The sequence below is a fragment of the Delftia sp. HK171 genome (genome assembly GCF_001886655.1).
GTDB lineage: Bacteria > Pseudomonadota > Gammaproteobacteria > Burkholderiales > Burkholderiaceae_C > Comamonas > Comamonas acidovorans.
In genome coordinates this window covers 5422661-5446939 of sequence record NZ_CP018101.1, presented here as the reverse complement: position 1 = coordinate 5446939, position 24279 = coordinate 5422661, and the positions used below count along the sequence as shown (strand labels likewise).

Annotated in this window: 24 protein-coding genes and 1 tRNA gene; 19 read left to right on the top strand and 6 right to left on the bottom strand. The window is 63.0% G+C overall.

What is annotated here, in order from left to right; translation table 11 throughout:
- Positions 1-8 precede the first annotated feature (8 nt).
- The 6 genes from BO996_RS24320 to BO996_RS24295 form a co-directional block, all read right to left on the bottom strand.
- Complete coding sequence (locus tag BO996_RS24320; protein WP_071956608.1) at positions 9-2405, bottom strand: pilus assembly protein; 2397 nt, start codon at positions 2403-2405, stop codon at positions 9-11.
- A 15-nt stretch (positions 2406-2420) separates the two neighbouring features.
- A complete protein-coding gene (locus BO996_RS24315) occupies positions 2421-3185 on the bottom strand; it encodes a pilus assembly PilX family protein (RefSeq protein ID WP_071956607.1) in 765 nt (254 codons plus the stop codon).
- A complete protein-coding gene (locus BO996_RS24310) occupies positions 3182-4057 on the bottom strand; it encodes a PilW family protein (RefSeq protein WP_071956606.1) in 876 nt (291 codons plus the stop codon). Before BO996_RS24310 ends, BO996_RS24315 begins: the two co-directional genes overlap by 4 nt.
- Positions 4054-4674: a type IV pilus modification protein PilV gene (gene pilV, locus BO996_RS24305; RefSeq protein WP_071956605.1), complete on the bottom strand. Its 621-nt coding sequence runs from the start codon at positions 4672-4674 to the stop codon at positions 4054-4056. The genes BO996_RS24310 and pilV overlap by 4 nt, the downstream gene beginning before the upstream one ends.
- Entirely contained in the window at positions 4665-5228 is a 564-nt protein-coding gene (locus BO996_RS24300) for a GspH/FimT family pseudopilin (RefSeq protein ID WP_071956604.1), read from the bottom strand. Before BO996_RS24300 ends, pilV begins: the two co-directional genes overlap by 10 nt.
- A 248-nt stretch (positions 5229-5476) precedes the next feature.
- Positions 5477-5791 carry a hypothetical protein gene (locus BO996_RS24295; RefSeq protein ID WP_071956603.1) on the bottom strand — a complete coding sequence of 105 codons (315 nt, stop codon included), beginning with the start codon at positions 5789-5791 and terminating at the stop codon, positions 5477-5479.
- 239 nt (positions 5792-6030) lie between these two features.
- On the opposite strand from BO996_RS24295, the gene rpsO reads away from it, so the two are divergent.
- The 19 genes from rpsO (at position 6031) to BO996_RS24200 (ending at position 24275) form a co-directional block, all read left to right on the top strand.
- Positions 6031-6297 carry a 30S ribosomal protein S15 gene (gene rpsO / locus BO996_RS24290; RefSeq protein ID WP_012206984.1) on the top strand — a complete coding sequence of 89 codons (267 nt, stop codon included), beginning with the start codon at positions 6031-6033 and terminating at the stop codon, positions 6295-6297.
- Between the two features lie 207 nt (positions 6298-6504).
- Positions 6505-8766, top strand: a complete 2262-nt coding sequence (gene pnp, locus BO996_RS24285) for a polyribonucleotide nucleotidyltransferase (RefSeq protein ID WP_013801059.1) — start codon at positions 6505-6507, stop codon at positions 8764-8766.
- 119 nt (positions 8767-8885) lie between these two features.
- Positions 8886-9887, top strand: a complete 1002-nt coding sequence (locus BO996_RS24280; protein WP_083571190.1) for an NAD(P)H-quinone oxidoreductase — start codon at positions 8886-8888, stop codon at positions 9885-9887.
- Between the two features lie 2 nt (positions 9888-9889).
- Positions 9890-10636, top strand: a complete 747-nt coding sequence (gene tpiA / locus BO996_RS24275; RefSeq protein ID WP_071956602.1) for a triose-phosphate isomerase — start codon at positions 9890-9892, stop codon at positions 10634-10636.
- A 58-nt stretch (positions 10637-10694) separates the two neighbouring features.
- Positions 10695-11087 (top strand): preprotein translocase subunit SecG, encoded by a 393-nt coding sequence (gene secG / locus BO996_RS24270; RefSeq protein WP_012206980.1) that lies wholly within the window; start codon positions 10695-10697, stop codon positions 11085-11087.
- 117 nt (positions 11088-11204) lie between these two features.
- Positions 11205-11289 (top strand) — tRNA-Leu (locus tag BO996_RS24265).
- 73 nt (positions 11290-11362) lie between these two features.
- Positions 11363-11722 carry an NADH-quinone oxidoreductase subunit A gene (locus BO996_RS24260; protein ID WP_012206979.1) on the top strand — a complete coding sequence of 120 codons (360 nt, stop codon included), beginning with the start codon at positions 11363-11365 and terminating at the stop codon, positions 11720-11722.
- 23 nt (positions 11723-11745) lie between these two features.
- The gene (locus BO996_RS24255) at positions 11746-12225 is read left to right on the top strand and encodes a NuoB/complex I 20 kDa subunit family protein (protein WP_012206978.1); all 480 of its coding nucleotides are present in this window, start codon (positions 11746-11748) and stop codon (positions 12223-12225) included.
- Positions 12226-12235: 10 nt separating this feature from the next.
- The gene (locus BO996_RS24250) at positions 12236-12844 is read left to right on the top strand and encodes an NADH-quinone oxidoreductase subunit C (protein ID WP_043783660.1); all 609 of its coding nucleotides are present in this window, start codon (positions 12236-12238) and stop codon (positions 12842-12844) included.
- A 32-nt stretch (positions 12845-12876) separates the two neighbouring features.
- A complete protein-coding gene (locus tag BO996_RS24245; RefSeq protein WP_013801061.1) occupies positions 12877-14130 on the top strand; it encodes an NADH-quinone oxidoreductase subunit D in 1254 nt (417 codons plus the stop codon).
- Complete coding sequence (gene nuoE, locus BO996_RS24240) at positions 14127-14618, top strand: NADH-quinone oxidoreductase subunit NuoE (protein WP_012206975.1); 492 nt, start codon at positions 14127-14129, stop codon at positions 14616-14618. Before BO996_RS24245 ends, nuoE begins: the two co-directional genes overlap by 4 nt.
- Positions 14615-15973 (top strand): NADH-quinone oxidoreductase subunit NuoF, encoded by a 1359-nt coding sequence (gene nuoF, locus BO996_RS24235; RefSeq protein WP_034396578.1) that lies wholly within the window; start codon positions 14615-14617, stop codon positions 15971-15973. Before nuoE ends, nuoF begins: the two co-directional genes overlap by 4 nt.
- Positions 15974-15988: 15 nt before the next feature.
- Positions 15989-18112: an NADH-quinone oxidoreductase subunit NuoG gene (nuoG, locus tag BO996_RS24230; protein WP_013801063.1), complete on the top strand. Its 2124-nt coding sequence runs from the start codon at positions 15989-15991 to the stop codon at positions 18110-18112.
- Positions 18109-19185 (top strand): NADH-quinone oxidoreductase subunit NuoH, encoded by a 1077-nt coding sequence (gene nuoH, locus BO996_RS24225; RefSeq protein WP_013801064.1) that lies wholly within the window; start codon positions 18109-18111, stop codon positions 19183-19185. Before nuoG ends, nuoH begins: the two co-directional genes overlap by 4 nt.
- An 11-nt stretch (positions 19186-19196) precedes the next feature.
- A complete protein-coding gene (gene nuoI / locus BO996_RS24220) occupies positions 19197-19706 on the top strand; it encodes an NADH-quinone oxidoreductase subunit NuoI (RefSeq protein WP_012206971.1) in 510 nt (169 codons plus the stop codon).
- 34 nt (positions 19707-19740) lie between these two features.
- Complete coding sequence (locus BO996_RS24215; protein ID WP_012206970.1) at positions 19741-20409, top strand: NADH-quinone oxidoreductase subunit J; 669 nt, start codon at positions 19741-19743, stop codon at positions 20407-20409.
- Positions 20406-20714 (top strand): NADH-quinone oxidoreductase subunit NuoK, encoded by a 309-nt coding sequence (gene nuoK / locus BO996_RS24210; RefSeq protein ID WP_012206969.1) that lies wholly within the window; start codon positions 20406-20408, stop codon positions 20712-20714. Before BO996_RS24215 ends, nuoK begins: the two co-directional genes overlap by 4 nt.
- Before the next feature lie 53 nt (positions 20715-20767).
- Complete coding sequence (nuoL, locus tag BO996_RS24205; RefSeq protein ID WP_043782670.1) at positions 20768-22783, top strand: NADH-quinone oxidoreductase subunit L; 2016 nt, start codon at positions 20768-20770, stop codon at positions 22781-22783.
- Between the two features lie 16 nt (positions 22784-22799).
- Positions 22800-24275 carry an NADH-quinone oxidoreductase subunit M gene (locus tag BO996_RS24200; protein ID WP_012206967.1) on the top strand — a complete coding sequence of 492 codons (1476 nt, stop codon included), beginning with the start codon at positions 22800-22802 and terminating at the stop codon, positions 24273-24275.
- Positions 24276-24279: the final 4 nt, after the last annotated feature.

The window sequence follows — 24279 nt, the reverse complement described above, 5'->3', positions numbered from 1 at the left end:
TGTGCGGCTCATTTCATTTGGCGCCAGCTGGGGCGCAGGGATTGCTCGGGCATGCGGGCGAGGACGTTGCGGCGGCCATCGGTGTCGTAGCCAATGGCGTGATGGCCTTTTTTGAGCAACGTCTGGGATCCCCCGGAGACGGTTGCGCGCGAGGCTTCCTGATCCGCCGTGTCGTAGACGCCGTCGCCGTTGCTGTCCATCAATGGAACACTGGGCCGCTTGCCATCCATGATGTTCATGAGCGTCAGAAATTGGCTTTCCTCGCTCACATTGCAGGCGTCAGCGGGGCGGCTTATGGCTTCACCAGGACGCCTGGAGGATCTGGCGGGTATCTGGCTATAGATCGCGAGGAGGTTGCTGCCGTCGTAGAAACTCATCGGCTTGAGCAGGCGCTCGCCTGACAGGGGAAGGTCCATGTACCAGCCTTTGTGCCGCGTCCAGTCGAGGTCGGTGGTGGAGTCCACTCGCCAGGTGCCACGGCCTACGATCCCTTGCGTCTGAGGGTTCACCGAGCGTTTGGCCAGCTCATCGATGCCGGATACAGGGGCTGGACGCTGCCCTGCAGGCAGCTTGCACTCAGAGTCCGAGTCACCCGTGCAAGGCTGTACCCGGCCGTCCGCGAGCAGCTTGTAGCGGGTGTTGTCGAGGATGGAATAGATGCTCTGCACCGCCGTGTTGCCAGTGTCCTGCTGGGTGATGTTGCGTCCTGTGCCGAATGCCACCAGCATGCCGCCCACAGTCACGCGTTCATCGCTTCCTTTGGGTTCTGTGGTGACGCTGTACCGGTCATTGGCGCGTACGGACGCAGGGGCGGTAATGGGCTGGCGCAGCGCGCGAGAGGCAGTTGGCGAACTGCCACCCATGGCGGTGTACAGCGGCCGGCCGTCGAAGGCCATGCCCCAAGCGGAAGAGGCATCGCTGGCGATGATGAATTTCCACAGATTGCCCTGGAGGTCGCCCGCATAGACCACATCGGGCCGGCCATCGCCATTGATGTCCACGAGGCGTGGGGCAGAGAGCCCATTGTTGGTGGTATCCGGTGTGGTGCCGGTGGGGATGTCGCCTGTGGCCACGATGCGCAGCAGCTCCTGGTTGCCATCGAGGTACTGGATCAGCAGCACGGGTCGCTGGTTGATGCTGTGGTAGCCGTTGCCTGTCACCAGAGCCCAGCGGTTGTTGTTCAACTGCGTGATCTGGGTGCTGCGTTGCGGGTTGGCATCGTCCCGTACGGGCGCTGCAAGGATATGGCCCAGGTCCCTGTCTTCCTGGCAAGTGGTGCGCTGCCAGAGGTCGGCGGAGATGGCGCAGTCACCGGGATCGCTGTTGCGGGTCTGGGTGCGGTCCAGCAGGACCAGCGTGCCGGCGCCGTGTTCGTTGAAAGCCTCTGGGTGCGTGATGTCCAGCACAAAGTAGCCTTTGGCACCGGCGCCCGGCATGCCTGCCAGCACGGTGCGCCACTGCGGGGATGCATGGCTGCCTGAGTTGATGTCGCCGCTCATGGCAGAGCCATCCACGAAGTAGCGATGCCGGGTGTCGTAATCGAGATCGGAAAGGCGTGGCAGCCCCGAAATCACGCCACGGGGGATGTAGGCGATCTTCTCGCTGCCGTCAGTGGCAGAAAAGCCGTGCAGCATGCCGTCGTTGCCGCCCACGTAAATCATGGGCTGGCGCTTCTGCTGGGCGAGTGCATAGGCCGCGTAGCCCGGCAAAGGCGAGTTGTCCACGGGGTGGCCGGTGTGCCAGATCTGGGAGTTGACGATATCGCCCTGGCGCGAGCCGCGTTGGCGAAAAGGGTGGGCCGGGTCAGGGCGCGGCGGTTGTCCCGCAGCTTCCATGCGGCGGTCGCCACGTATGAAGTTGAACCTGTGCTTGCCCAGTTTGTCTGCCCTGCCTTCGGCATCGACGCTGAAAGAAGCCTTTTGGGGGCGGTCCAGCTCATGCCATTGGAAAGACACGCCCCTTTGCAGTCTGTCACTCCAGGTCAGGATCAGGCGTTCATTGAGTACCTGTTGATCACTGAGTGCATCCAGGTGGTCAGCCGTGCTTTTGCCTTGCCAGCCGGCTGCTGCGGTGATGCTCCCGTCGGCTTGGACCGTTTCTGCGTTGATCCAGCCGCTCCAGGCAGCTTTGGCACTGTAGCGGGCCGTGAATATGTCCACGCCTGCCTGTGCAATCACGCTGCCGTTGGAGGTGGCGGAGCTGCTGCGGCCCTTGGCATTGGCTGGCTGGCCTGTCAGGCAGTCTTCAATGGGCGTGGCAAATTCTTTGTCTTCTTTCTGCGCCAGGGAAACTGGCGTGCCTGCCTCAGAGAAACTTTGGGCCTGGCTGTTTTGCGCGGCCAGGACTGCGGCGATCACGGCTGGCAGCAGGAGGGGGCGGAACCCAGGGTGGAAGAGATAAGGCATGTCAGACGTTCTGAATCAGTCGCGGCGCTTCTGGCGGACATAGGTCTGTTGCAGCACCACCTGGGTGCCGCTCTTGCGGCCGTGAGCGATGGCTGTGATGCGATAGATCACCTGGGGCTGCATGTAGAGGGCCAGACGGGGTGAGTCATTGGCGATGAGGCCTGAGTTCCCTGCGTTGGCGTCATAGGGCAGGATCTCTATCCAGTACCAACCCCCCTTTCCTGTCTCACGGCTTGCCAGGATGGGATTGCTCTTGCCTCCAGAAATGGCGCCCGTGAACTGGCCGTAGCGTGCGGCTACATCGGTGGCGGTCATCTGGCTCAGCGTGATCCCTTTGGTCTCGTCCACGTTGTTCCAGAAGTCCTGAGGCCCTGTGCGCTTGGTGCACAGGGCGTCTCTGCAGCTTGTGGGGGTGGCTTGGTTCAGGTTGGCCAGCAGCAGACCTACCTGCTGGCTTTCCTGGGGAAACTGGGTGATGGTTGCAGCGTTGCGGCAGACGGATGGCTGGCTGCTGTTGGCGATGCAGGCGGCGCCGTTGGCCTGTTCGCCTCGAATGTCCAGTTCGGCATCCTGCAGCAATGCCTGTGCAGCTTCGAGGGCGCGTTGGTAGTCGGCATCGTTGCCCACGAACATCTCGTTGAACAGGGCGCTGCGCGATGCCCAAAGTGCCAGCAGCATGGAAAGCATGACCAGGGTGATCACGATGAACAGTGCGACGCCTTTCTGGCGCTGCGTGGCAGAGGTGTGGGCATGCCGCATGCCTGCTGCTTTGGCGGTCATCCAGCAATCCCCTGGCTGCGCAACTGATACACGCTGCGAAAGACCATGTGCAGGCGCCGGGTCCTGGGCGCCGGCAGCGTGGTCATGTCGATGGATTCGGCTGCGCCGTCACTGCTTGCGCAATCGGTGTAGCGGCTGTCGGCGGGCATGTTGATGATTTCGATCCCGAAAAGCACCAGACAGACCTCGGCGGCAACGACGCGTGACCAGTCCTGGCCCACGGCGGCTGCGTTGACGTACTGCAGGCGTGCATCACCTTTCGGCGACTGGATCAGATAGCGCACCTGGAAGTTTGCGACGTTCTGGGCCAGTGGCTGGGCTCCCGCAGAGGGTGCTCCGGTGCAGCGCAGGGTGTTTTTGCGGGCGTCCAGCGCAAAGCGGCTCAGGATCAGGTTGTGGCTGTTGGCCTGGCCCAGGCAATTGCGCTGCAGTGAAGTTTCGATGGCCGAGCCGTGTAGCGGTTGCGTGTAGTTGCTGTAGCCCACGGTGAGCTTGTATTGAGCGCGGCCTGGCGCATCAAGGCCCAGGATGGTGTCGTGCACAGGGTCGAAATCTTGTGCGCTTGCCTCGAATGCAACGGGGTCCGCCACGTCAACGGTGTCTGTTCCCTTTTTTGCAGACGAGAGAAGCAGCCGAAGAGACCCCGCCTGCCGGATCTGCCGGCCCATGACGCGGAAGATGTGGGATGCCTGCTGCTGCAGCTGGCTGGCATCGCTGACGGTGCCGGAGACGGCGCGTGATGCCATGAGTGCGCCCAGGGCCACGCCGATGATCAACAGTCCCAGGAGAAGGCCCACCAGCAGTTCGACCAGGCTCAGGCCCCGTTGACCAGGCTGCACCAGCGTTGCGGCGGCGATGCGGGTGTGCTTCATGGGCTTGCGCAGAAGAACTGGACTGCGTTGTTGGCAAGATATGGCGCGCAACGAGCGCTGAGCGCTATGTATTGCAGGTGGCAGGTTCTGCCGGTGGGGCAGGCCATGGCTTCGTCGCCGTGTGTGCCATCGCTATGGAGTCCGATGGGTTTTTTGTAGTCGGCTTTGCTGGATTTCTCGTTTTCACGCCAGCTGATCACGATGCCCAGGTGCCGTCCGTTGCTGGTGTCGTCTGCTGCAGGGAAGACCTTGGCGGCTCCGCCTGGCAGCAGTTGGTGCACGGAAGCCTTCCACAGCGCGAGGTTGTAGCTGGCCAGCGTTTCCGGGTCGCATGGTGTGGAGCTGCAGTCGGCGGTGGATTCAGGGGTGTGATCCCAATCGGATTCGTAATTGCCCATCTGCCCGAGGGAGTTGGGATTGGCGTGGGTGCGCTCGCTGAAGTCTTCGATCAGCCGGATGGCCTGAGCGCGGCGCACGCCGCTTTGGGTGTCGGCCAGGGTGCGCATCTGCAGGCTCAGGATTCCCAGAACACCCAAGGCCGTGACGACGGTGGCAACCAGGGTTTCGATCAGGGTGAAGCCTTTGGCGTGCCGAGCGTGGGTACTTGTCAGGCGCATGGAATGCCCTCCCGGCCGACCACCCGGATGCGTCCGCCGGACGAAACGCAGATGCCTTTCGCTGCAGCAGAGACGAGGCCGGCGGAAGACGGGGCGACAGCGAAGCCCATGGCGGTGAATCCACCCATTTGTCCCCATCGGTCCACACTGATGATGGCGGCGGATCTGGAGCGGATGACAAGGATGCGAGCGGGAGTGTCGAAGCGCTGCAGTTCTTCCCGGGGATCCCAGCGCTTGTTGCCATTGCGGTCAACGAACACTACCCAGCCACAGCCCCAGTCCGCATGACGTGCAGCCAGAGTGCAGCCGTTGGTGCCTTGGGGTAGTTTCTGGATGAAGACGCCGCCCCCGCGCCGCACGGCTTCGGAGCGCGCGTATTGCAGCGTCGACTGCAGGCCCTCGACGGTCTGGCGAACACGCCATCGCTCAATGATGAGGTGGAAGCTGGGTGCTGCCAGCGTGGTGAGCACGGCGAGGATGGCGACGACCACCATCAACTCGATGGCCGTGAAGCCTTTTGCGCCCGGGTGGGCCTGAGGCCAGGTCGATGACATGTCTTGAATCCCTCCCCGTCGATCTGCTTGCGAAGCGCTGGTTGTCCTTGCGCGCCGCTCAATCTATTGGGGTTGTTCGTACATGTCTTTCAGACAAATCTGTTTCTGCCCTCAACAATTAGGAGTCGTGCCGTTGGTGCAGGGTCATCCGGCATGACTATGCGTCAAAAAATCCAATGGTGACAAGGTATTGCCGGCTTTGCCGCTATCGGACTCCGGGGTAGGACTGTTTTTTGTTGGGGGAACGTTCAGCGCCGCTGTCTGCCGGGTGGCGGCCGGGTATATCCGGCGCATGCCCCGGCGTTGTGCCTGCCCTGGCATTCGCGGTACAGCCGCTTGTCGCGTTGCTCGGACGATTCCTCGGAGCTGCTGCGCTGGGTTGGAACACGGACCCGCTGTCCGCCTTTTTTGCGCTTGGCGCCTTGCGCGGCCGATGTGTCGGAGCGGTGAGGGCTCGCCTGGGCCGGCAGGGCCAGGCATAGGGCCGCGACCAGGCTCAGCAGGGCGCATTGCTGCCGATGTGCGCGCCAGGTTGCAGCAGTGAATGAAAAACGCGTCGCCATGGTGTTGCTCTCCCGTGATCTATGAATGTCTGCAGGCTTCGCGGCATTCTGGGCGGGCTGTCGGCCGGCGCGGTGTGGGGCCACAAAGCATGTGTGGATGCTGGACAGGGCGCGCTTGTTATAATCCCAGGGTTTTGCATGGTGCAAGACGCACGTCGGGGCCTTTCCAGTCCCGGCGCAAGTAACCAAGGCTGCCTCCCTGCTTTTGTCTGTGAGGGGCCAATTTCAAAGGAAAAAAAATGATCGCATCTTCCGTGAAGGCTGAAGTCGTCAAGTCCAACGCACGCTCTGCCAACGATACTGGCAGCCCAGAAGTGCAAGTGGCCCTGCTGACCGCACGCATCAACGAGCTGACCCCTCACTTCAAGCAACACGCCAAGGACCACCACGGTCGTCGCGGCCTGCTGCGCATGGTGAGCCGTCGTCGCAAGCTGCTGGACTACCTCAAGTCCAAGGACGCTGATCGCTACACCGCACTGATCGCCAAGCTGGGCCTGCGCAAGTAAGCACGGTGGGAGATCAAAACGCCTGAGTTAGCCTGTCTAGCTCAGGCGTTTTTTACTTCGGAGAATGCAAGACAGAGCGAAGCTGTGTCATTCCAATGCTGCTGATTTGATAGCAGTGAATCCAGCACTGGAATGGCATCGTGTTCTGAATTGCTCTCCATCATGGCCCGATGAGTGCGTCGGTCCACCCATTCCAAAGGAGCAACAATGTCCATCTTCAACAAAGTCACCAAGACCTTCCAGTGGGGCCAGCACACGGTCACCATGGAAACCGGCGAGATCGCCCGCCAGGCTTCCGGCGCCGTGCTGGTCAACATCGATGACACCGTGGTGCTGGCCACCGTGGTGGCGTCCAAGCAGGCCAAGTCCGGCCAGGACTTCTTCCCGCTGACCGTCGATTACATCGAGAAGACCTACGCTGCAGGCAAGATCCCCGGCAGCTTCTTCAAGCGCGAAGCCAAGCCCAGCGAACTCGAAACCCTGACCAGCCGCCTGATCGACCGCCCGATCCGCCCGCTGTTCCCCGAAGGTTTCTACAACGACGTGCACGTGGTCATCCACACCGTGTCGCTGAACCCCGAAGTCGATGCCGACATCGCCGCCCTGATCGCCACCTCGGCTGCCCTGTCCGTGTCGGGCATTCCCTTCAATGGCCCCATCGGTGCTGCCCGCGTGGGTTACATCAATGGCGAGTACGTGCTCAACCCCGGCCAGACCCAGCGCAAGGATTCGCAGATGGATCTGGTCGTGGCCGGTACCGAAGCCGCCGTGCTGATGGTGGAGTCCGAAGCGCAGCAACTGCCTGAAGACGTGATGCTGGGCGCCGTGGTCTTTGGCCACGAGCAAGGCCGCATCGCCATCGAAGCCATCCACGAGCTGGTGCGCGAAGCCGGCAAGCCCGTCTGGGACTGGGTTGCTCCCGCCAAGGATGAAGAGCTGATCGCCAAGGTGGCTGCACTGGGTGACGAAGCCCTGCGCACGGCCTACCAGATCCGCAACAAGCAAAGCCGCACGCAAGCCTGCCGCGAAGCCTACGCCGCCGTGAAGGCTGGCCTGACGGCCCAGGGCGTGGAGTTCGACGGCGTCAAGGTCGAAGGCATGCTGTTCGACATCGAGGCACGCATCGTTCGCAGCCAGATCCTGGCCGGCGAGCCGCGCATCGACGGCCGTGACACGCGCACCGTGCGCCCCATCGAAATCCGCAACTCCGTGCTGCCCCGCACGCACGGCTCGGCCCTGTTCACGCGCGGCGAGACGCAGGCCCTGGTCGTGTCCACGCTGGGCACCGAGCGTGACGCGCAGCGCATCGACGCGCTGGCTGGCGAGTTCGAGGACCGCTTCCTGTTCCACTACAACATGCCTCCCTTTGCCACCGGCGAAGTGGGCCGCATGGGCTCGACCAAGCGCCGCGAAATCGGCCACGGCCGTCTGGCCAAGCGCGCCCTGGCGGCCTGCCTGCCCAGCAAGGAGGAGTTCCCCTACACCATTCGCGTGGTGTCGGAAATCACCGAGTCCAACGGTTCCTCGTCCATGGCTTCGGTCTGCGGCGGCTGCCTGTCGATGATGGATGCAGGCGTTCCGATGAAGGCCCACGTGGCCGGCATCGCCATGGGCCTGATCAAGGAAGACAACCGCTTCGCCGTGCTGACCGACATCCTGGGTGACGAAGATCATCTGGGTGACATGGACTTCAAGGTGGCTGGCACGACCAGCGGCATCACTGCGCTGCAGATGGACATCAAGATCCAGGGCATCACCAAGGAAATCATGCAGGTCGCCCTGGCCCAGGCCAAGGAAGCGCGCATGCACATCCTGGGCAAGATGCAGGAAGCCATGGGCGAAGCCAAGGCCGAGATCTCGTCCTTCGCTCCCAAGCTGTACACGATGAAGATCAACCCCGAGAAGATCCGTGACGTGATCGGCAAGGGTGGCTCCACCATCCGTGCGCTGACCGAAGAGACCGGCACGCAGATCGATATCGGCGAAGACGGCACCATCACCATTGCCTCCAGCGATGCCGCCAAGGCCGACGAAGCCAAGCGCCGCATCGAAGAGATCACGGCCGAAGTCGAAATCGGCAAGATCTACGAAGGCCCGGTCACCAAGATCCTGGACTTCGGTGCTCTCGTGAACCTGCTGCCCGGCAAGGACGGTCTGCTGCACATCAGCCAGATCGCCCACGAGCGCGTGGAGCGCGTCGCCGACTATCTGCAGGAAGGCCAGATCATCAAGGTCAAGGTCATGGAGACCGACGAAAAGGGGCGTGTCAAGCTGTCGCTGAAGGCGCTGACCGAGCGCCCTGCCGGCATGGAGCGCAGCGAGCGCCCCGCGCCTGCCGAGCGTGAGTTCCGCCAGCCGCGTGAGCCCCGCCAGCAGCGCGAGTTCCGCGAGCCGCGTGAACCCCGCGAGCCCCGTGACGGCGGCCGTCCGGCTGCCGAGGGCGAGCAGCAACAGCAACAGCAGCAGTAATGCCCGGCAAGGCCATTCCCCAAAAGGGGGTGGCCTTGCAGGTGCGTGTGGTGACTGGCAAAAAGCGCTGACCTGTTCAGCGCTTGTGGCATTTTTGACAGGGATTGCGAGGTCGAAAGATGGAAAAGCAAATCATGCGTGCCGTGGAACTCACGGACTTTGGTGCTCCCGAGGTATTGCGCCTGGGCGAGCGTCCGCTGCCCGTTGCGGGTGCGCAGGAGTTGCTGATCCAGGTGTCGGCCAGTGGTGTCAATCGCCCTGATGTGTTGCAGCGCAAGGGGCACTATGCTCCGCCGCCGGGCGCCTCCGATCTGCCCGGGCTGGAAGTGGCTGGGGTGATCGTGTCGGGCGACGACGAAGCCATGCGGCTGGCAGGCCTGCGCGTGGGAGACCGCGTGTGCGCGCTGCTGGCCGGCGGTGGCTATGCGGAGTACTGCGTTGCGCCCGTGGCCCAGTGCCTGCCCATCCCGGCGGGGCTCAGCGAGGTGGAGGCTTCGGCATTGCCCGAGACCTTCTTCACCGTCTGGAGCAATGTGTTCGACCGCGGTGCCTTGCAGGCGGGCGAAACCCTGCTGGTGCAGGGCGGCAGCAGCGGCATCGGCGTGACGGCCATCCAGCTGGCCAAGGCGCGCGGCGCCACGGTCATCGTGACCGCTGGCTCCGATGCCAAGTGCGCCGACTGCCTCAAGCTGGGTGCCGACCATGCCATCAACTACCGTACCCAGGACTTTGCCGCGGAGGTGCAGCGCATCACCGAAGGCAGGGGCGTGGACGTGATCCTTGACATGGTGGCGGGTGGCTATGTGGCGCGCGAAGTGCAAAGCCTGGCAGAGGATGGCCGCCTGGTCATCATTGCGGTGCAGGGTGGCATCAAGGCAGAGTTCGACGCGGGCCTGGTCCTGCGTCGCCGTCTGCTGGTGACGGGCTCCACACTGCGTCCGCGGCCTGTGGCTTTCAAGGCAGCCATCGCCCAGGCCCTGCGCCGCGAGGTCTGGCCGCTCATCGAGGCAGGCGACATTCGTCCTGTGATCCATAGCACCTTTGCTGCCGCTGATGCCGACAAGGCGCACGCGCTGATGGAGTCGAGTCAGCACACCGGCAAAATCGTTTTGACGTGGTAACCATGAAGAAGAAACTCATCGTCGGCAACTGGAAGATGAATGGCAGCCTGGCTGCCAATGCCGTTTTGCTCAAGGCCCTCAAGGAGGGTCTGCCCGAGGGGGGCAATGCGGGCGTGGCTGTGGCCGTGCCTGCCGTCTATCTGGCCCAGGCCCAGGCCGAGCTTGAAGGCTCGGCCATCGGCGTGGCCGCGCAGGACGTGTCGCAGCATGAATCGGGTGCCTATACGGGCGAGCTGTCGGCCGCAATGCTTCGGGATTTTGGCGTGCGCTATACGCTGGTGGGGCACTCGGAGCGTCGCCAGTACCATGGCGAAACCGATGCCGTGGTGGCGCTGAAGGCGCAGGCTGCGCTGGCCAAGGGCGTCACGCCCATCGTCTGTGTGGGCGAAACGCTGGCGGAGCGCGAGGCGGGGCAGACCGAAGAAGTGGTCAAGCGCCAGCTGGCGGCCGTGATCCACCAAGTGGGTCAGTGCATCAATGAGCTGGTCGTGGCCTATGAGCCCGTCTGGGCCATTGGCACCGGCAGGACCGCCACGCCGGAGCAGGCCCAGCAGGTGCATACCGTTCTGCGCGCCCAACTGGCGGCTGCCAGCCAGCAGGCCGATCGCATCGCCTTGCTGTACGGTGGCAGCATGAATGCCTCCAATGCGGCCCAGCTGCTGGCCCAGGCCGACATTGACGGTGGCCTGGTGGGTGGAGCGTCGCTCAAGGCGGCCGATTTCCTGACCATCATCGCTGCGGCCCAGTAAGCCGGGGCGGTTTTTCCATTCGCTTTTTTAGCTCTCGCGTTACTAGCAGGTACAACCAATGAATGCATTCGCAAGCGTGATCCTCGCCGTTCAGATGCTGTCGGCTCTCGGCATGATCGGCCTGATCCTGATTCAACACGGCAAGGGTGCCGACATGGGCGCCTCGTTCGGCAGCGGCAGCTCCGGCAGCCTGTTCGGTGCCTCCGGCAGCGCCAACTTCCTGTCGCGCTCCACGGCAGGCCTGGCCACGGTGTTCTTCGTGGCCACGCTGGCGCTGGCCTATCTGAGCAATGCGCGTCCCGTCAGCTCGGGCAGCGTGCTGGAAGGTGCCGCACCCATCACGGCGCCGGCTCCTGCGGCCTCTGGCGCTGCTGGCGAAGTGCCTGCTCCTGCTGCAGGCCAGGCGCCTGCTGCCGGTGCTGAAGGCGCCGCCCAGATCCCCACGAAATAATTTCGAACAAAGTCCTCGGTCCTCCGGGTCCGAGGGTTTTTCAGAGTAGAATCTAGAGATTGTTCGGTAGGCGGAATCTTTGCAACGGAGATAAAGAGCCAGCCGAAATCAAGACTTGCCGTCGTGGTGAAATTGGTAGACACGCTATCTTGAGGGGGTAGTGGCGAAAGCTGTGCGAGTTCGAGTCTCGCCGACGGCACCAAGATATAACTAAGAGCCTGCCCTGCTGATCAGGCTGATCGGTGCGGGCATGCCTTTCAAGGTAGCCGCACACGATGAACATCGACCAGTATCTTCCCGTTCTTTTGTTCATTCTCGTCGGCATGGGTGTCGGCGTGGTCCCCCTGGTACTGGGGTATGTGCTGGGTCCGAACCGACCCGATGCCGCCAAGAACTCCCCCTATGAATGTGGCTTCGAGGCCTTCGAAGACGCACGCATGAAGTTCGATGTGCGCTACTACCTCGTCGCCATCCTGTTCATCCTGTTTGATTTGGAAATCGCCTTTCTGCTGCCCTGGGCCGTTGCGCTTCGGGACGTGGGTGGGGCTGGTTTCGCCGCTGTCCTTATTTTCCTGACCGTTCTCGTCGTGGGCTTTGTCTACGAATGGAAGAAGGGTGCGTTGGACTGGGACTGAAGCGGGTTCACTAAGGAAACACGATGATCGAAGGCGTGATGAAAGAAGGCTTCATCACCACGAGTTACGACTCTGTGGTGAACTGGGCCAAGACGGGCTCGCTGTGGCCCATGACATTTGGTCTGGCCTGCTGCGCGGTGGAGATGATGCACGCTGCGGCGGCGCGTTACGACATCGGTCGCTTTGGCTCGGAAGTCTTCCGTGCCAGCCCGCGGCAGTCGGACCTGATGATTGTGGCCGGCACCCTGTGCAACAAGATGGCGCCCGCCATGCGCAAGGTCTATGACCAGATGTCCGAGCCCCGCTGGGTCATCTCCATGGGCTCGTGCGCCAACGGCGGCGGCTACTACCACTACAGCTATTCCGTGGTGCGCGGCTGTGACCGCATCGTGCCGGTCGATGTCTATGTGCCTGGCTGCCCCCCCACGGCGGAAGCCCTGATCTACGGCATCATCCAGCTGCAGCAGAAGATCCGCCGCACCCATACCATCGCTCGCGTCTAAGGGCTAGATGATGACTGCTATTGCGATTCACCCCGAAGTGCTTCGGGATGTGGTGGCTGCTGCCTTGGGCGACAAGGCGCGCAGCGTGACCGTGGCCCTGGGCGAGGTGACGGTCGAAGTGTCCGCCGCCCAGTATCTGGAGGCCATGCAGGTTCTGCACACCGCCCCGGATTGCCGGTTCGAGGTCCTGGTGGACCTGTGCGGCGTGGACTACTCCACCTATGCAGAAGTCGGGCGTGAAGGCCCGCGCTTTGCCGTGGTATCCCACCTGCTGTCGATCAGCCTGAACCAGCGCCTGCGCGTTCGTGTCTTTTGCACCGACGACGATTTCCCGGTGGTGGCTTCCGTCACTTCCGTTTGGGCGGGTGCGAACTGGTTCGAGCGCGAAGCGTTCGACCTGTTCGGCATCGTCTTCGACGGCCATGACGACCTGCGTCGCATCCTGACCGACTACGGCTTCATCGGCCATCCCTTCCGCAAGGACTTCCCGCTGTCGGGCCATGTGGAAATGCGCTATGACCCCGAGCAACAGCGCGTGGTGTACCAGCCGGTCACCATCGAGCCCCGCGAGATCACGCCGCGGATCATCCGCGAAGACAACTACGGGGGCCTGCACTGAAGGCGCTCCAGGCGCCTTTTTGATGGACGACCATGGCTGAAATCAAGAACTATTCCCTGAACTTTGGTCCGCAGCACCCGGCAGCGCACGGCGTGCTGCGCCTGGTGCTGGAGCTCGACGGTGAAGTGGTGCAGCGCGCAGACCCGCACATCGGTCTGCTGCACCGTGCCACAGAAAAACTGGCAGAGAGCAAGACCTACATCCAGTCGCTGCCCTATATGGACCGGCTGGACTACGTGTCCATGATGTGCAACGAGCACGCCTACTGCCTGGCCATCGAGAAGCTGCTGGGCATCGAGGTGCCCATCCGCGCCCAGTACATCCGCGTGATGTATTCGGAGATCACCCGCATCATGAATCACCTGATGTGGCTGGGCTCCAGCGGCAACGATGCGGGCAGCTCCACGACGCTGATCTACACCTTCCGTGAGCGCGAAGACCTCATGGACATGTACGAGGCGGTTTCGGGCGCGCGCATGCACGCGGCCTATTTCCGTCCGGGCGGCGTCTACCGCGACCTGCCCGACACCATGCCGCAGTACAAGGCCAGCAAGGTGCGCAATGCGCGCTCGGTCGAGATCATGAACCGCAACCGCCACGGCTCGTTGCTGGACTTCATCGACGACTTCACGCAGCGCTTCCCCAAGTGCGCCGACGAGTACGAGACCCTGCTGACCGACAACCGCATCTGGAAGCAGCGCAACGTGGACATCGGCGTGGTGACGGCCGAGCGTGCCATGAACCTGGGCCTGACCGGCCCCATGCTGCGTGCCTCCGGCGTGGCCTGGGACATGCGCAAGTCGCAGCCCTATGAGGTCTATGACCGCATGGACTTCGACGTGCCCGTGGGCAAGACCGGCGACTGCTACGACCGCTACCTGGTGCGCGTGGCCGAAATGCGCCAGTCCAACCGCATCATCAAGCAGTGCGTGGACTGGCTGCGTGCCAACCCGGGCCCGGTGATCGTGGACAACCACAAGATTGCCCCGCCGCCGCGCGAAGGCATGAAGTCCAACATGGAAGAGCTGATCCACCACTTCAAGCTCTTCACCGAAGGTTTCCGCGTGCCCGAAGGCGAGGCTTACGCGGCCATCGAACACCCCAAGGGGGAGTTCGGCATCTACATCGTGAGCGATGGGGCCAACAAGCCCTACCGCCTGAAGATCCGTCCGCCGGGATTCGCCAATCTGTCCGCCATGGACGAAATGTGCCGAGGCCACATGCTGGCCGACGCCGTGATGGTGCTGAGTACCCTGGACATCGTGTTTGGAGACGTTGACCGATGATTACCGAAGCGACCAAGGAGCGCTTTGCGCGCGAGGTGGCCAAGTACCCGGCCGACCAGAAGCAGTCTGCCGTGATGGCCTGCCTGTCCATCGTGCAGCAGGAGCAGGGCTGGGTCAGCGCCGAGAGCGAGGCCGTGATTGCCGAGTTCCTGGGCATGGCCGAGATCGCGGTGCATGAAGTCACCACGTTCTACAACATGTACAACCAGCGCCCCACGGGCACGTACAAGCTGAACGTCTGCACCAACCTGCCTTGCCAGCTGCGCGACGGCTACAAGGCGCTGCATCATCTGGAATCCCGCCTGGGCATCAAGATGGGCGAGACCACGCCTGACGGCATGTTCACGCTGCAGCAGTCCGAGTGCCTGGGCGCCTGCGCGGATTCGCCGGTGATGCTGGTGAACGACCGCTGCATGTGCAGCTTCATGAGCAACGAAAAGCTCGACGAATTGATCGACGGCCTGCGCGCCGCGGAGGGCAAGGCATGAACGCCGCCGCACAATCGGTCCTGGCCAAGTTTGCCTCTTCGGGCAGCGAAACCTGCTTTCACGACCGCCACATCAATCCACAGATCTACGCCGACCTGACCGGCGCCAACTGGTCCATCAAGGACTACGAGGCACGCGGCGGCTATCAGGCGCTGCGCAAGATCCTGGGCAAGGATGGCAGCGAAGGCCTGACCCAGGATCAGGTGATCGCCACCGTCAAGGAATCGGGCCTGCGCGGCCGCGGCGGCGCAGGTTTCCCCACGGGCCTGAAGTGGAGCTTCATGCCCCGCCAGTTCCCGGGCCAGAAGCACCTGGTCTGCAACTCGGACGAAGGCGAGCCTGGCACCTGCAAGGACCGCGACATCCTGGTGCACAACCCGCACATCGTGATCGAGGGCATGATCATCGCCGCCTACGCGATGGGCATCTCCCTGGGCTACAACTACATCCACGGCGAAATCTTCGAAGCCTATGAGCGCTTCGAGGCCGCGCTGGAGGAAGCCCGCGCCGCCGGCTACCTGGGTGACAACATCATGGGCAGCAGCTTCAGCTTCCAGCTGCACGCGCACCATGGCTTCGGCGCCTACATCTGCGGCGAAGAGACGGCGCTGCTGGAGTCGCTGGAAGGCAAGAAGGGCCAGCCGCGCTTCAAGCCGCCGTTCCCGGCCAGCTTCGGCCTGTACGGCAAGCCCACCACCATCAACAACACCGAAACCTTTGCGGCCGTTCCCTGGATCATCCGCAACGGCGGCGCTGCGTACCTGGAGTGCGGCAAGCCCAACAACGGCGGCACCAAGATCTTCTCGGTCAGCGGCGACGTGAACCTGCCCGGCAACTACGAAGTGCCGCTGGGCACGCCCTTCAGCAAGCTGCTGGAGCTGGCAGGTGGCGTGCGCACGGGCCGCAAGCTCAAGGCGGTGATCCCCGGTGGATCGTCCTCGCCCGTGCTGCCGGCTGACATCATCATGGAATGCACGATGGACTACGATTCCATCGCCAAGGCCGGCTCCATGCTGGGCTCGGGCGCCGTGATCGTGATGGACGACTCGCGCGACATGGTCGAAAGCCTGCTGCGCCTGTCCTACTTCTACCAGCACGAGTCCTGCGGCCAGTGCACTCCCTGCCGCGAAGGCACGGGCTGGCTGTGGCGCGTGGTCAACCGAATCGAGCACGGCGAAGGCCGTCCTGAAGACATCGAGCTGTTGGACTCGGTGTCCGTGAACATCATGGGGCGCACGATCTGTGCGCTGGGCGATGCGGCAGCGATGCCTGTGCGCGCCATGATCAAGCACTTCCGCCACGAGTTTGAAGCGAAGATCCAGAACGCTTCCAAGCAGACGGTCCACGCCGCCTGATCGCGAGAAAAGCATATGGTTGAAATTGAACTGGACGGAAAAAAGGTGGAGGTCGCCGAAGGCTGCATGGTCATGCATGCAGCCGAGAAGGCAGGCACCTACATCCCGCATTTCTGCTATCACAAGAAACTTTCCATCGCCGCCAACTGCCGCATGTGCCTGGTGGATGTGGAAAAAGCCCCCAAGCCCATGCCCGCCTGCGCCACGCCCGTGACGCAGGGCATGATCGTGCGCACCAAGAGCGAGAAGGCGATCAAGGCACAGCAATCGGTGATGGAGTTCCTGCTCATCAATCACCCGCTGGACTGCCCGATCTGCGACCAGGGCGGCGAATGCCAGCTGCAGGATCTGGCCGTGGGCTACGGCAGCTCCGCCTCGCGCTACGAGGAAGAAAAGCGCGTGGTCTTCCACAAGGACGTGGGCCCGCTGATCTCCATGCAGGAGATGAGCCGCTGCATCCACTGCACCCGCTGCGTGCGCTTCGGACAGGAAGTGTCCGGCGTGATGGAGCTGGGCATGATCAACCGCGGCGAGCACTCCGAGATCACCACGGTGGTGGGCGATACGGTGGACTCCGAGCTGTCGGGCAACATGATCGACATCTGCCCCGTGGGCGCGTTGACCAGCAAGCCCTTCCGCTACAGCGCCCGCACCTGGGAGCTGTCGCGCCGCAAGTCGGTTTCGCCCCATGATTCCACGGGTGCCAACCTCATCGTCCAGGTCAAGAACCACAAGGTTCTGCGCGTCGTGCCCTTCGAGAACGAAGAGGTCAACGAGTGCTGGATCGCCGACCGCGACCGCTTCTCCTACGAAGCCCTGAACAGCGACGAACGCCTGACCCGCCCCATGCTCAAGCAAGGCGGCGAGTGGAAGGAAGTCGATTGGCAGACCGCCCTCGAATACGTGGCCAACGGCCTGCGCCAGATCAAGAACGACCATGGCGCCTCCGCCATCGGTTCGCTGGTCAGCCCGCACAGCACGCTGGAAGAGCTGTACCTGGCAGGCAAGCTGGTGCGTGGCCTGGGCAGCGAGAACATCGACTACCGCCTGCGCAATGCCGAGTTCACCGCCGCCCAGGGCGTGCAGTGGCTGGGCACGCCCATCGCGTCGCTGTCCAAGCTGCAAGGCGTCCTTGTGCTGGGCTCCAACCTGCGCAAGGACCATCCGCTGTTCGCGCAGCGCATCCGCCAGGCTGCCAAGCAGGGCTGCGCCGTGCTCGCCATCAATGAGCGTGTCTACGACTGGGCCATGCCGGTGACGGCGTCCATCGTGGCTGCCCCGGACTGGGCCCAGGCGCTGGCCGATGTGGCCGCCGCCGTGGCGCAGGAAAAGGGCGTTGCCGCTCCCGTGGCCGCCGCCGACGTGCATGCCGAGGCCCAGGCCATCGCTGCCGCGCTGCTGCGCGGCGAGCGCAAGGCCATCTTGCTGGGCAATGCCGCTGCGCACCACGCACAGGCATCGACCCTGCTGTCTCTGGCCAACTGGATTGCCGAGCAGACCGGCGCCTCGGTCGGCTACCTGACCGAAGCCGCCAACACGGTGGGCGCCCAGTGGGTGGGTGCACAGCCTGCCGCTTCGGGTCTGAACGCAGGCCAGATGCTGGCCGGCGGCCTCAAGGCCGTGCTGCTGCTGAACAACGAACCCGTGTTCGACTCCGCTGCCGGCGCCCGCGCCGCAGAGGCACTGGGCAAGGCCGAGATGGTCGTGACCCTGAGCCCCTTCAAGGCCAACATGGAATTCAGCGACGTGCTGCTGCCCATCGCCCCGTTCACGGAAACCTCGGGCAGCTTCGTCAATGCCGAAGGCCGCCTGCAGAGCTTCCACGCCGTGGTCAAGCCGCTGGCCGAAGCCCGTCCGGGATGGAAGGTGCTGCGCGTGCTGGCCAACCTGCTGGGCGTGCAGGGCGTGGACTACGAGACGTCGCAGGACGTGCTCGCAGCCGCCACGGCCGCTGCCACCAGCGTGCCGGCCAACCTGCTGGGCAACGGTGCGCCTGCCGTGAATTCCATCGCCAACGGTGCCGGCCATGCCGCGCCCGTGGTGGCCAGCATTTATCAGCTCGACAGCATCGTGCGCCGCGCGACATCGCTGCAACTGACGGCAGATGCACGTCAGGCTCGTGAGGGAGGCGCCGCATGATTGACGCACTCAAGACGGCCGGTGCCGGCCTGATCGCCGCACCCTGGTGGACCGACGTGGCCTGGCCCGTGCTCTGGATCCTGCTGGGCATCGTTGCCATCGTCGCCCCGCTGATGGGCGCCGTGGCCTACCTGACGCTGTGGGAACGCAAGCTGCTGGGCTTCATGCAGGTTCGCATGGGTCCCAACCGCGTGGGTCCCTTCGGTCTGCTGCAGCCTCTGGCCGACGGCCTGAAGCTGCTGACCAAGGAACTGATCCAGCCCACGGCTGCTGCCAAGGGCCTGTTCTACGTGGGCCCGGTGATGGCCATCATGCCCGCCCTGGCGGCATGGGTGGCGATCCCCTTCGGTCCCGACGTGGCCCTGGCCAACGTCAATGCCGGCCTGCTGCTGATCATGGCCATCACGTCCATCGAAGTCTATGGCGTGATCATTGCGGGCTGGGCCTCCAACTCCAAGTACGCCTTCCTGGGCGCGCTGCGTGCCTCGGCACAGATGGTCAGCTATGAAATCGCGCTGGGCTTCTGCTTCCTGGTGGTGATCATGGTCACGGGCAGCATGAATCTGACGCAGATCGTGCTGAGCCAGGGCCAGGGCCAATTCGCCAGCATGGGTGTCAGCGTCCTGTCGTGGAACTGGCTGCCGCTGCTGCCGATCTTCGTGGTCTACCTGATCTCGGCCGTGGCCGAGACCAACCGCCACCCCTTCGACGTGGTCGAAGGCGAAGCCGAAATCGTGGCCGGCCACATGGTCGAGTACTCGGGCATGGGCTTTGCCATCTTCTTCCTTGCCGAATACGCCAGCATGTGGCTGGTGTCCATTCTGGCCGTGGTGATGTTCCTGGGCGGCTGGCTGCCTCCGTTCGACTTCCTGTCGTTCATCCCCGGATGGATCTGGCTGGCGGCGAAGACTTTCCTGGTCGTGTCCATGTTCATCTGGATCCGTGCCACCTTCCCGCGCTTTCGCTATGACCAGATCATGCGTCTGGGCTGGAAGATCTTCATTCCCGTCACCCTGGTGTGGCTGGTCGTCGTGGGTGGCTGGATGCACTCGCCTTGGAACATCTGGAACTGAGCGGAGCAAGAATGTCTGCGGTTGCTGCTACCCCATTTTCGATCAAAGATTTCCTCAAGAGCTTCATGCTCTGGGAACTGGCCAAGGGCATGGCCCTGACTGGCCGCTACACCTTCCGCCGCAAGGTCACGGTGCAGTTCCCCGAGGAAAAGACACCCCTGTCGCCGCGTTTTCGCGGACTGCACGCCCTGCGCCGTTATGACAACGGCGAAGAGCGCTGCATTGCCTGCAAGCTGTGCGAGGCGGTGTGCCCGGCCATGGCCATCACCATCGAGTCCGATGTGCGTGACGACGGCTCGCGCCGCACCACGCGCTACGACATCGACCTGACCAAGTGCATCTTCTGCGGCTTCTGCGAGGAAAGCTGCCCGGTGGACTCGATCGTCGAGACGCATATCTTCGAATACCACGGAGAAAAGCGCGGCGACCTGTACTTCACCAAGGACATGCTGCTGGCCGTTGGCGATCGCTACGAACCCGAGATTGCCGCCGCCAAGGCTGCGGACGCCAAGTACCGCTGAAGCGGCTCCTTGATCACTTGAAAAGATTCGATCCATGGACGCCAAAACTGGTTTCTTCTATCTGTTCTCGGTCGTGCTGCTGTTTGCAGCCTTCCGGGTCGTCACGGCACGCAACCCCGTGCATGCCGTGCTCAACCTGATCCTGGCCTTCTCGCAGGCTGCCGGCATCTGGCTTCTGCTCAAGGCCGAGTTCCTGGGCGTGACCCTGGTGCTGGTCTACCTGGGCGCCGTGATGGTGCTGTTCCTGTTCGTGGTGATGATGCTGGACATCCGCATCGACGCCGTGCGCCAGGGGTTCTGGAAGCATTTCCCCTTCGCTGCCCTGATCGGCGCACTGATTGCCTTTGAAATGGGCATGGTGCTGATGGGCGGCTTCAGCGGCGTCGAGGAGCCCAAGGCCATTGCGGCCACGGTCAACGCTGCCGGCCAGACCGTGCAGTACTCCAACACCCAGGCCCTGGGCAAGCTGCTGTACACCGAATACCTGTACCCCGTCGAGATCGCTGCCGTGATCCTGCTGGTGGCCATGATTGCCGCCATCGCCCTGACCCTGCGCAAGCGCAAGGACAGCAAGGCAGTGAACCCGGCCCAGCAGATCCGCGTGCGCGCAAAGGATCGCCTCGAGCTGGTCAAGGTGCCGGTCACCCAGGCGCCGCAGGCACCGGCCGCCGAGGCAACCCCCGCCGTGGAGACAAAAGCATGACGTTGACTTTGGGCCATTATTTGACGCTGGGCGCCATGCTGTTCGCGCTCTCCGTCGTTGGCATTTTTCTGAACCGCAAGAACCTGATCGTGCTGCTGATGGCCATCGAGCTGATGCTCCTGGCCGTCAACACCAACTTCGTGGCGTTCTCCAGCTATCTGGGTGACATGCACGGCCAGGTGTTCGTGTTCTTCATCCTGACAGTGGCAGCCGCCGAGTCGGCCATCGGTCTGGCGATCCTGGTGCTTCTGTTCCGCAACAAGACCAGCATCAATGCGGAAGATCTCAACTCCCTCAAGGGTTGAGTCCGCCGTAACTTGCAAGGTTCTTAAGAATGAGTCAAACACTCTCTGCATCCATGCTCCTGGCGGTGCCGCTGGCACCGCTGGCGGGCTCCGTGCTCGCGGGCATCTGGGGCACGGCCTTCGGCGGCAACAAGATCGGTCGCGGCGGCAGCCATACCCTCACCATCGCGGGCGTGCTGATCGCCTTCATCCTGTCGGCCATCACGTTCAACAGCGTGATCTTCGACGGCGCGCGTTTCGACCAGTCCATCTATACCTGGATGGAAATCGGCGGCCTGAAGATGGAGGTCGGTTTCCTGATCGACAGCATCACGGCCATGATGATGTGCGTGGTGACCTTTGTGTCGCTGATGGTGCACATCTACACCATCGGCTACATGCAGGAAGATGACGGCTACAACCGTTTCTTCTCCTACATCTCGCTGTTCACCTTCTCCATGTTGATGCTCGTCATGAGCAACAACCTGCTGCAGCTGTTCTTCGGCTGGGAAGCCGTGGGCCTGGTGTCCTACCTGCTGATCGGCTTCTACTACAACAAGCCCACGGCCATCTTCGCCAACATGAAGGCCTTCCTGGTCAACCGTGTGGGTGACTTCGGCTTCATCCTGGGCATCGGCCTGATCGCTGCCTACACCGGCACCATGAACTACGGCGAAATCTTCGCCAAGCTGCCCGAGATCCAGAACACCCTGCTGCCGGGCACTGGCTGGCTGCTGGTGACGGTGACGGCCATCTGCCTGTTCATCGGCGCCATGGGCAAGTCGGCACAGTTCCCGCTGCACGCCTGGCTGCCCGATTCGATGGAAGGCCCGACCCCCATCTCGGCACTGATCCACGCCGCCACCATGGTGACGGCCGGCATCTTCATGGTCTCGCGCATGTCGCCGCTGTACGAGCTGTCGGACACGGCACTGAGCTTCATCCTGGTGATCGGCTCCATCACGGCGCTGTTCATGGGCGTGCTGGGCATCATCCAGAACGACATCAAGCGCGTGATCGCGTACTCCACGCTGTCGCAGCTGGGCTACATGACCGTGGCCCTGGGTGCCTCCGCCTACTCGGTGGCCGTGTTCCACCTGATGACCCACGCCTTCTTCAAGGCCCTGCTGTTCCTTGGCGCCGGCTCGGTGATCATGGGCATGCACCACAACCAGGACATCCGCTGGATGGGTGGCGTGCGCAAGTACATGCCCATCACCTGGATCACCTTCCTGCTGGGCAACCTGGCGCTGATCGGTACGCCGTTCTTCTCGGGCTTCTACTCGAAGGACGCCATCATCGAAGCCGTGCACGCCACGAACCTGCCGGGCGCTGGCTTCGCGAACTTCGCGGTGCTGGCCGGCGTGTTCATCACGGCCTTCTACTCCTTCCGCCTGTACTTCATCGTCTTCCACGGCAAGGAGCGCTACGACCAGAACCCGGACGCGCACCACGATGACCACCACGGTCACGATGACCACCACGGCCATGGCCACGATGCCAAGCCGCACGAGTCGCCCCTGGTCGTGACCGGCCCGCTGATGCTGCTGGCCATCCCCTCGGTGGTGATCGGTGCCATCGCGCTGATGCCCATGCTGTTCGGTGACTTCTTCAAGGGCGTGATCCACGTCGATGGCGCAAAGCACGGCGCCATGGCCGAACTGGCCGAGAAGATCCACGGCTGGGTGCCCATGGCACTGCACGGCTTCACGGCCGCGCCGTTCTGGCTGGCACTGGCAGGCGTCGTCGTCTCCTACCTGTTCTACATGGTCAAGCCCGAAGTCCCTGCGGCCATCAAGTCGGCCATGCAGAAGATCGGTGTCTACCAGGCACTGGAAGGCAAGTACGGCGTGGACTGGGTCTACGAAAACATCTTCGCCCGTGGTGCTCGCGCCTTCGGCAGCTTCTTCTGGAAGGTCGGCGACCAGGCCATCATCGATGGCGCCATCGTCAACGGTTCGTGGAAGCTCATCGGCCGCATCGGCCAGTGGGTGCGCAAGCTGCAGTCGGGCTATCTCTATCACTACGCGTTGGTCATGCTGCTGGGCGTGTTCGCTCTCATGACGTATTTCGTGTGGCTCAACAAGTAGTAGAGGAAGAACAAAAATGCATTGGTTGAGTCTTTCAATCTGGGTGCCGATCGCATTCGGCGCCCTCCTGCTGGCCCTGGGCCGCGAGGATCAGGTCAAGGCAGTGCGCTGGCTGGCCCTGGTCGGCGCCCTGGCCGGCCTGGCGGTCACGCTGCCGCTGATCCAGCAGTTCGACAACAGCACGGCTGCGATGCAGTTCGTGGAGAAGGCGCTGTGGATCGAGCGCTTCAACATCTACTACCACCTGGGCGTGGATGGCATCTCGTTCTGGTTCGTGCCGCTGACGGCCTTCATCACCGTGATCGTCGTGATCGCGTCGTGGGAAAACATCACCGAGCGCGTGAACCAGTACATGGGCGCGTTCCTGATCCTGTCCGGCCTGATGGTCGGCGTGTTCAGCGCACTGGACGGCCTGCTGTTCTACGTGTTCTTCGAAGCCACGCTGATCCCGATGTACCTGATCATCGGTATCTGGGGCGGACCCAACCGCATCTATGCGGCCTTCAAGTTCTTCCTGTACACGCTGATGGGTTCGCTGCTGACCCTGATCGCGATCATCTATCTGTACACCCAGTCCGGTGGCAGCTTCGAGATCCTCGACTGGCACAAGCTGCCGCTGTCCATGACGGCCCAGACGCTGATCTTCTTCGCCTTCTTCGCGGCCTTCGCCGTGAAGGTGCCGATGTGGCCGGTGCACACCTGGCTGCCCGACGTGCACGTGGAAGCGCCCACCGGCGGCTCCGCCGTGCTGGCAGCCATCATGCTGAAGCTCGGTGCCTACGGTTTCCTGCGCTTTTCCATGCCCATCGCCCCTGATGCATCGCACAAGTGGGCCTGGCTGGTCATCGCGCTGTCGCTGGTCGCCGTGATCTACGTGGGTGTGGTCGCCCTGGTGCAAAAGGACATGAAGAAGCTGGTGGCCTACTCGTCCGTGGCCCACATGGGCTTCGTGACCCTGGGCTTCTTCATCTTCAACCCGCTGGGCGTTGCCGGCGGCATCGTGCAGATGATTGCCCACGGCTTCGTGTCGGGCGCCATGTTCCTGTGCATCGGCGTGCTCTATGACCGCGTGCACTCGCGTGAAATCGCCTCCTACGGCGGCGTGGTCAACACCATGCCCAAGTTCGCGGCCTTCGCACTGCTGTTCGCCATGGCCAACTGCGGCCTGCCCGCAACGGCCGGCTTCGTGGGCGAGTGGATGGTGATCCTGGGTGCCGTCCAGTACAACTTCTGGATCGGCCTGGGCGCTGCCACGGCGCTGATCTTCGGCGCCGCCTACACCCTGTGGATGTACAAGCGCGTCTACCTGGGTCCGGTCACCAACGACAATGTGCGCGGCCTGACCGACATCGGCAACCGCGAGTTCCTGGTGCTGGGTCTGCTGGCCATCGCCGTGCTGTACATGGGTCTGTATCCCAAGCCCTTCACTGACGTGATGGATGTGTCCGTGGCCGAGCTGCTCAAGCATGTGGCCATGAGCAAGCTGCAGTGACCAG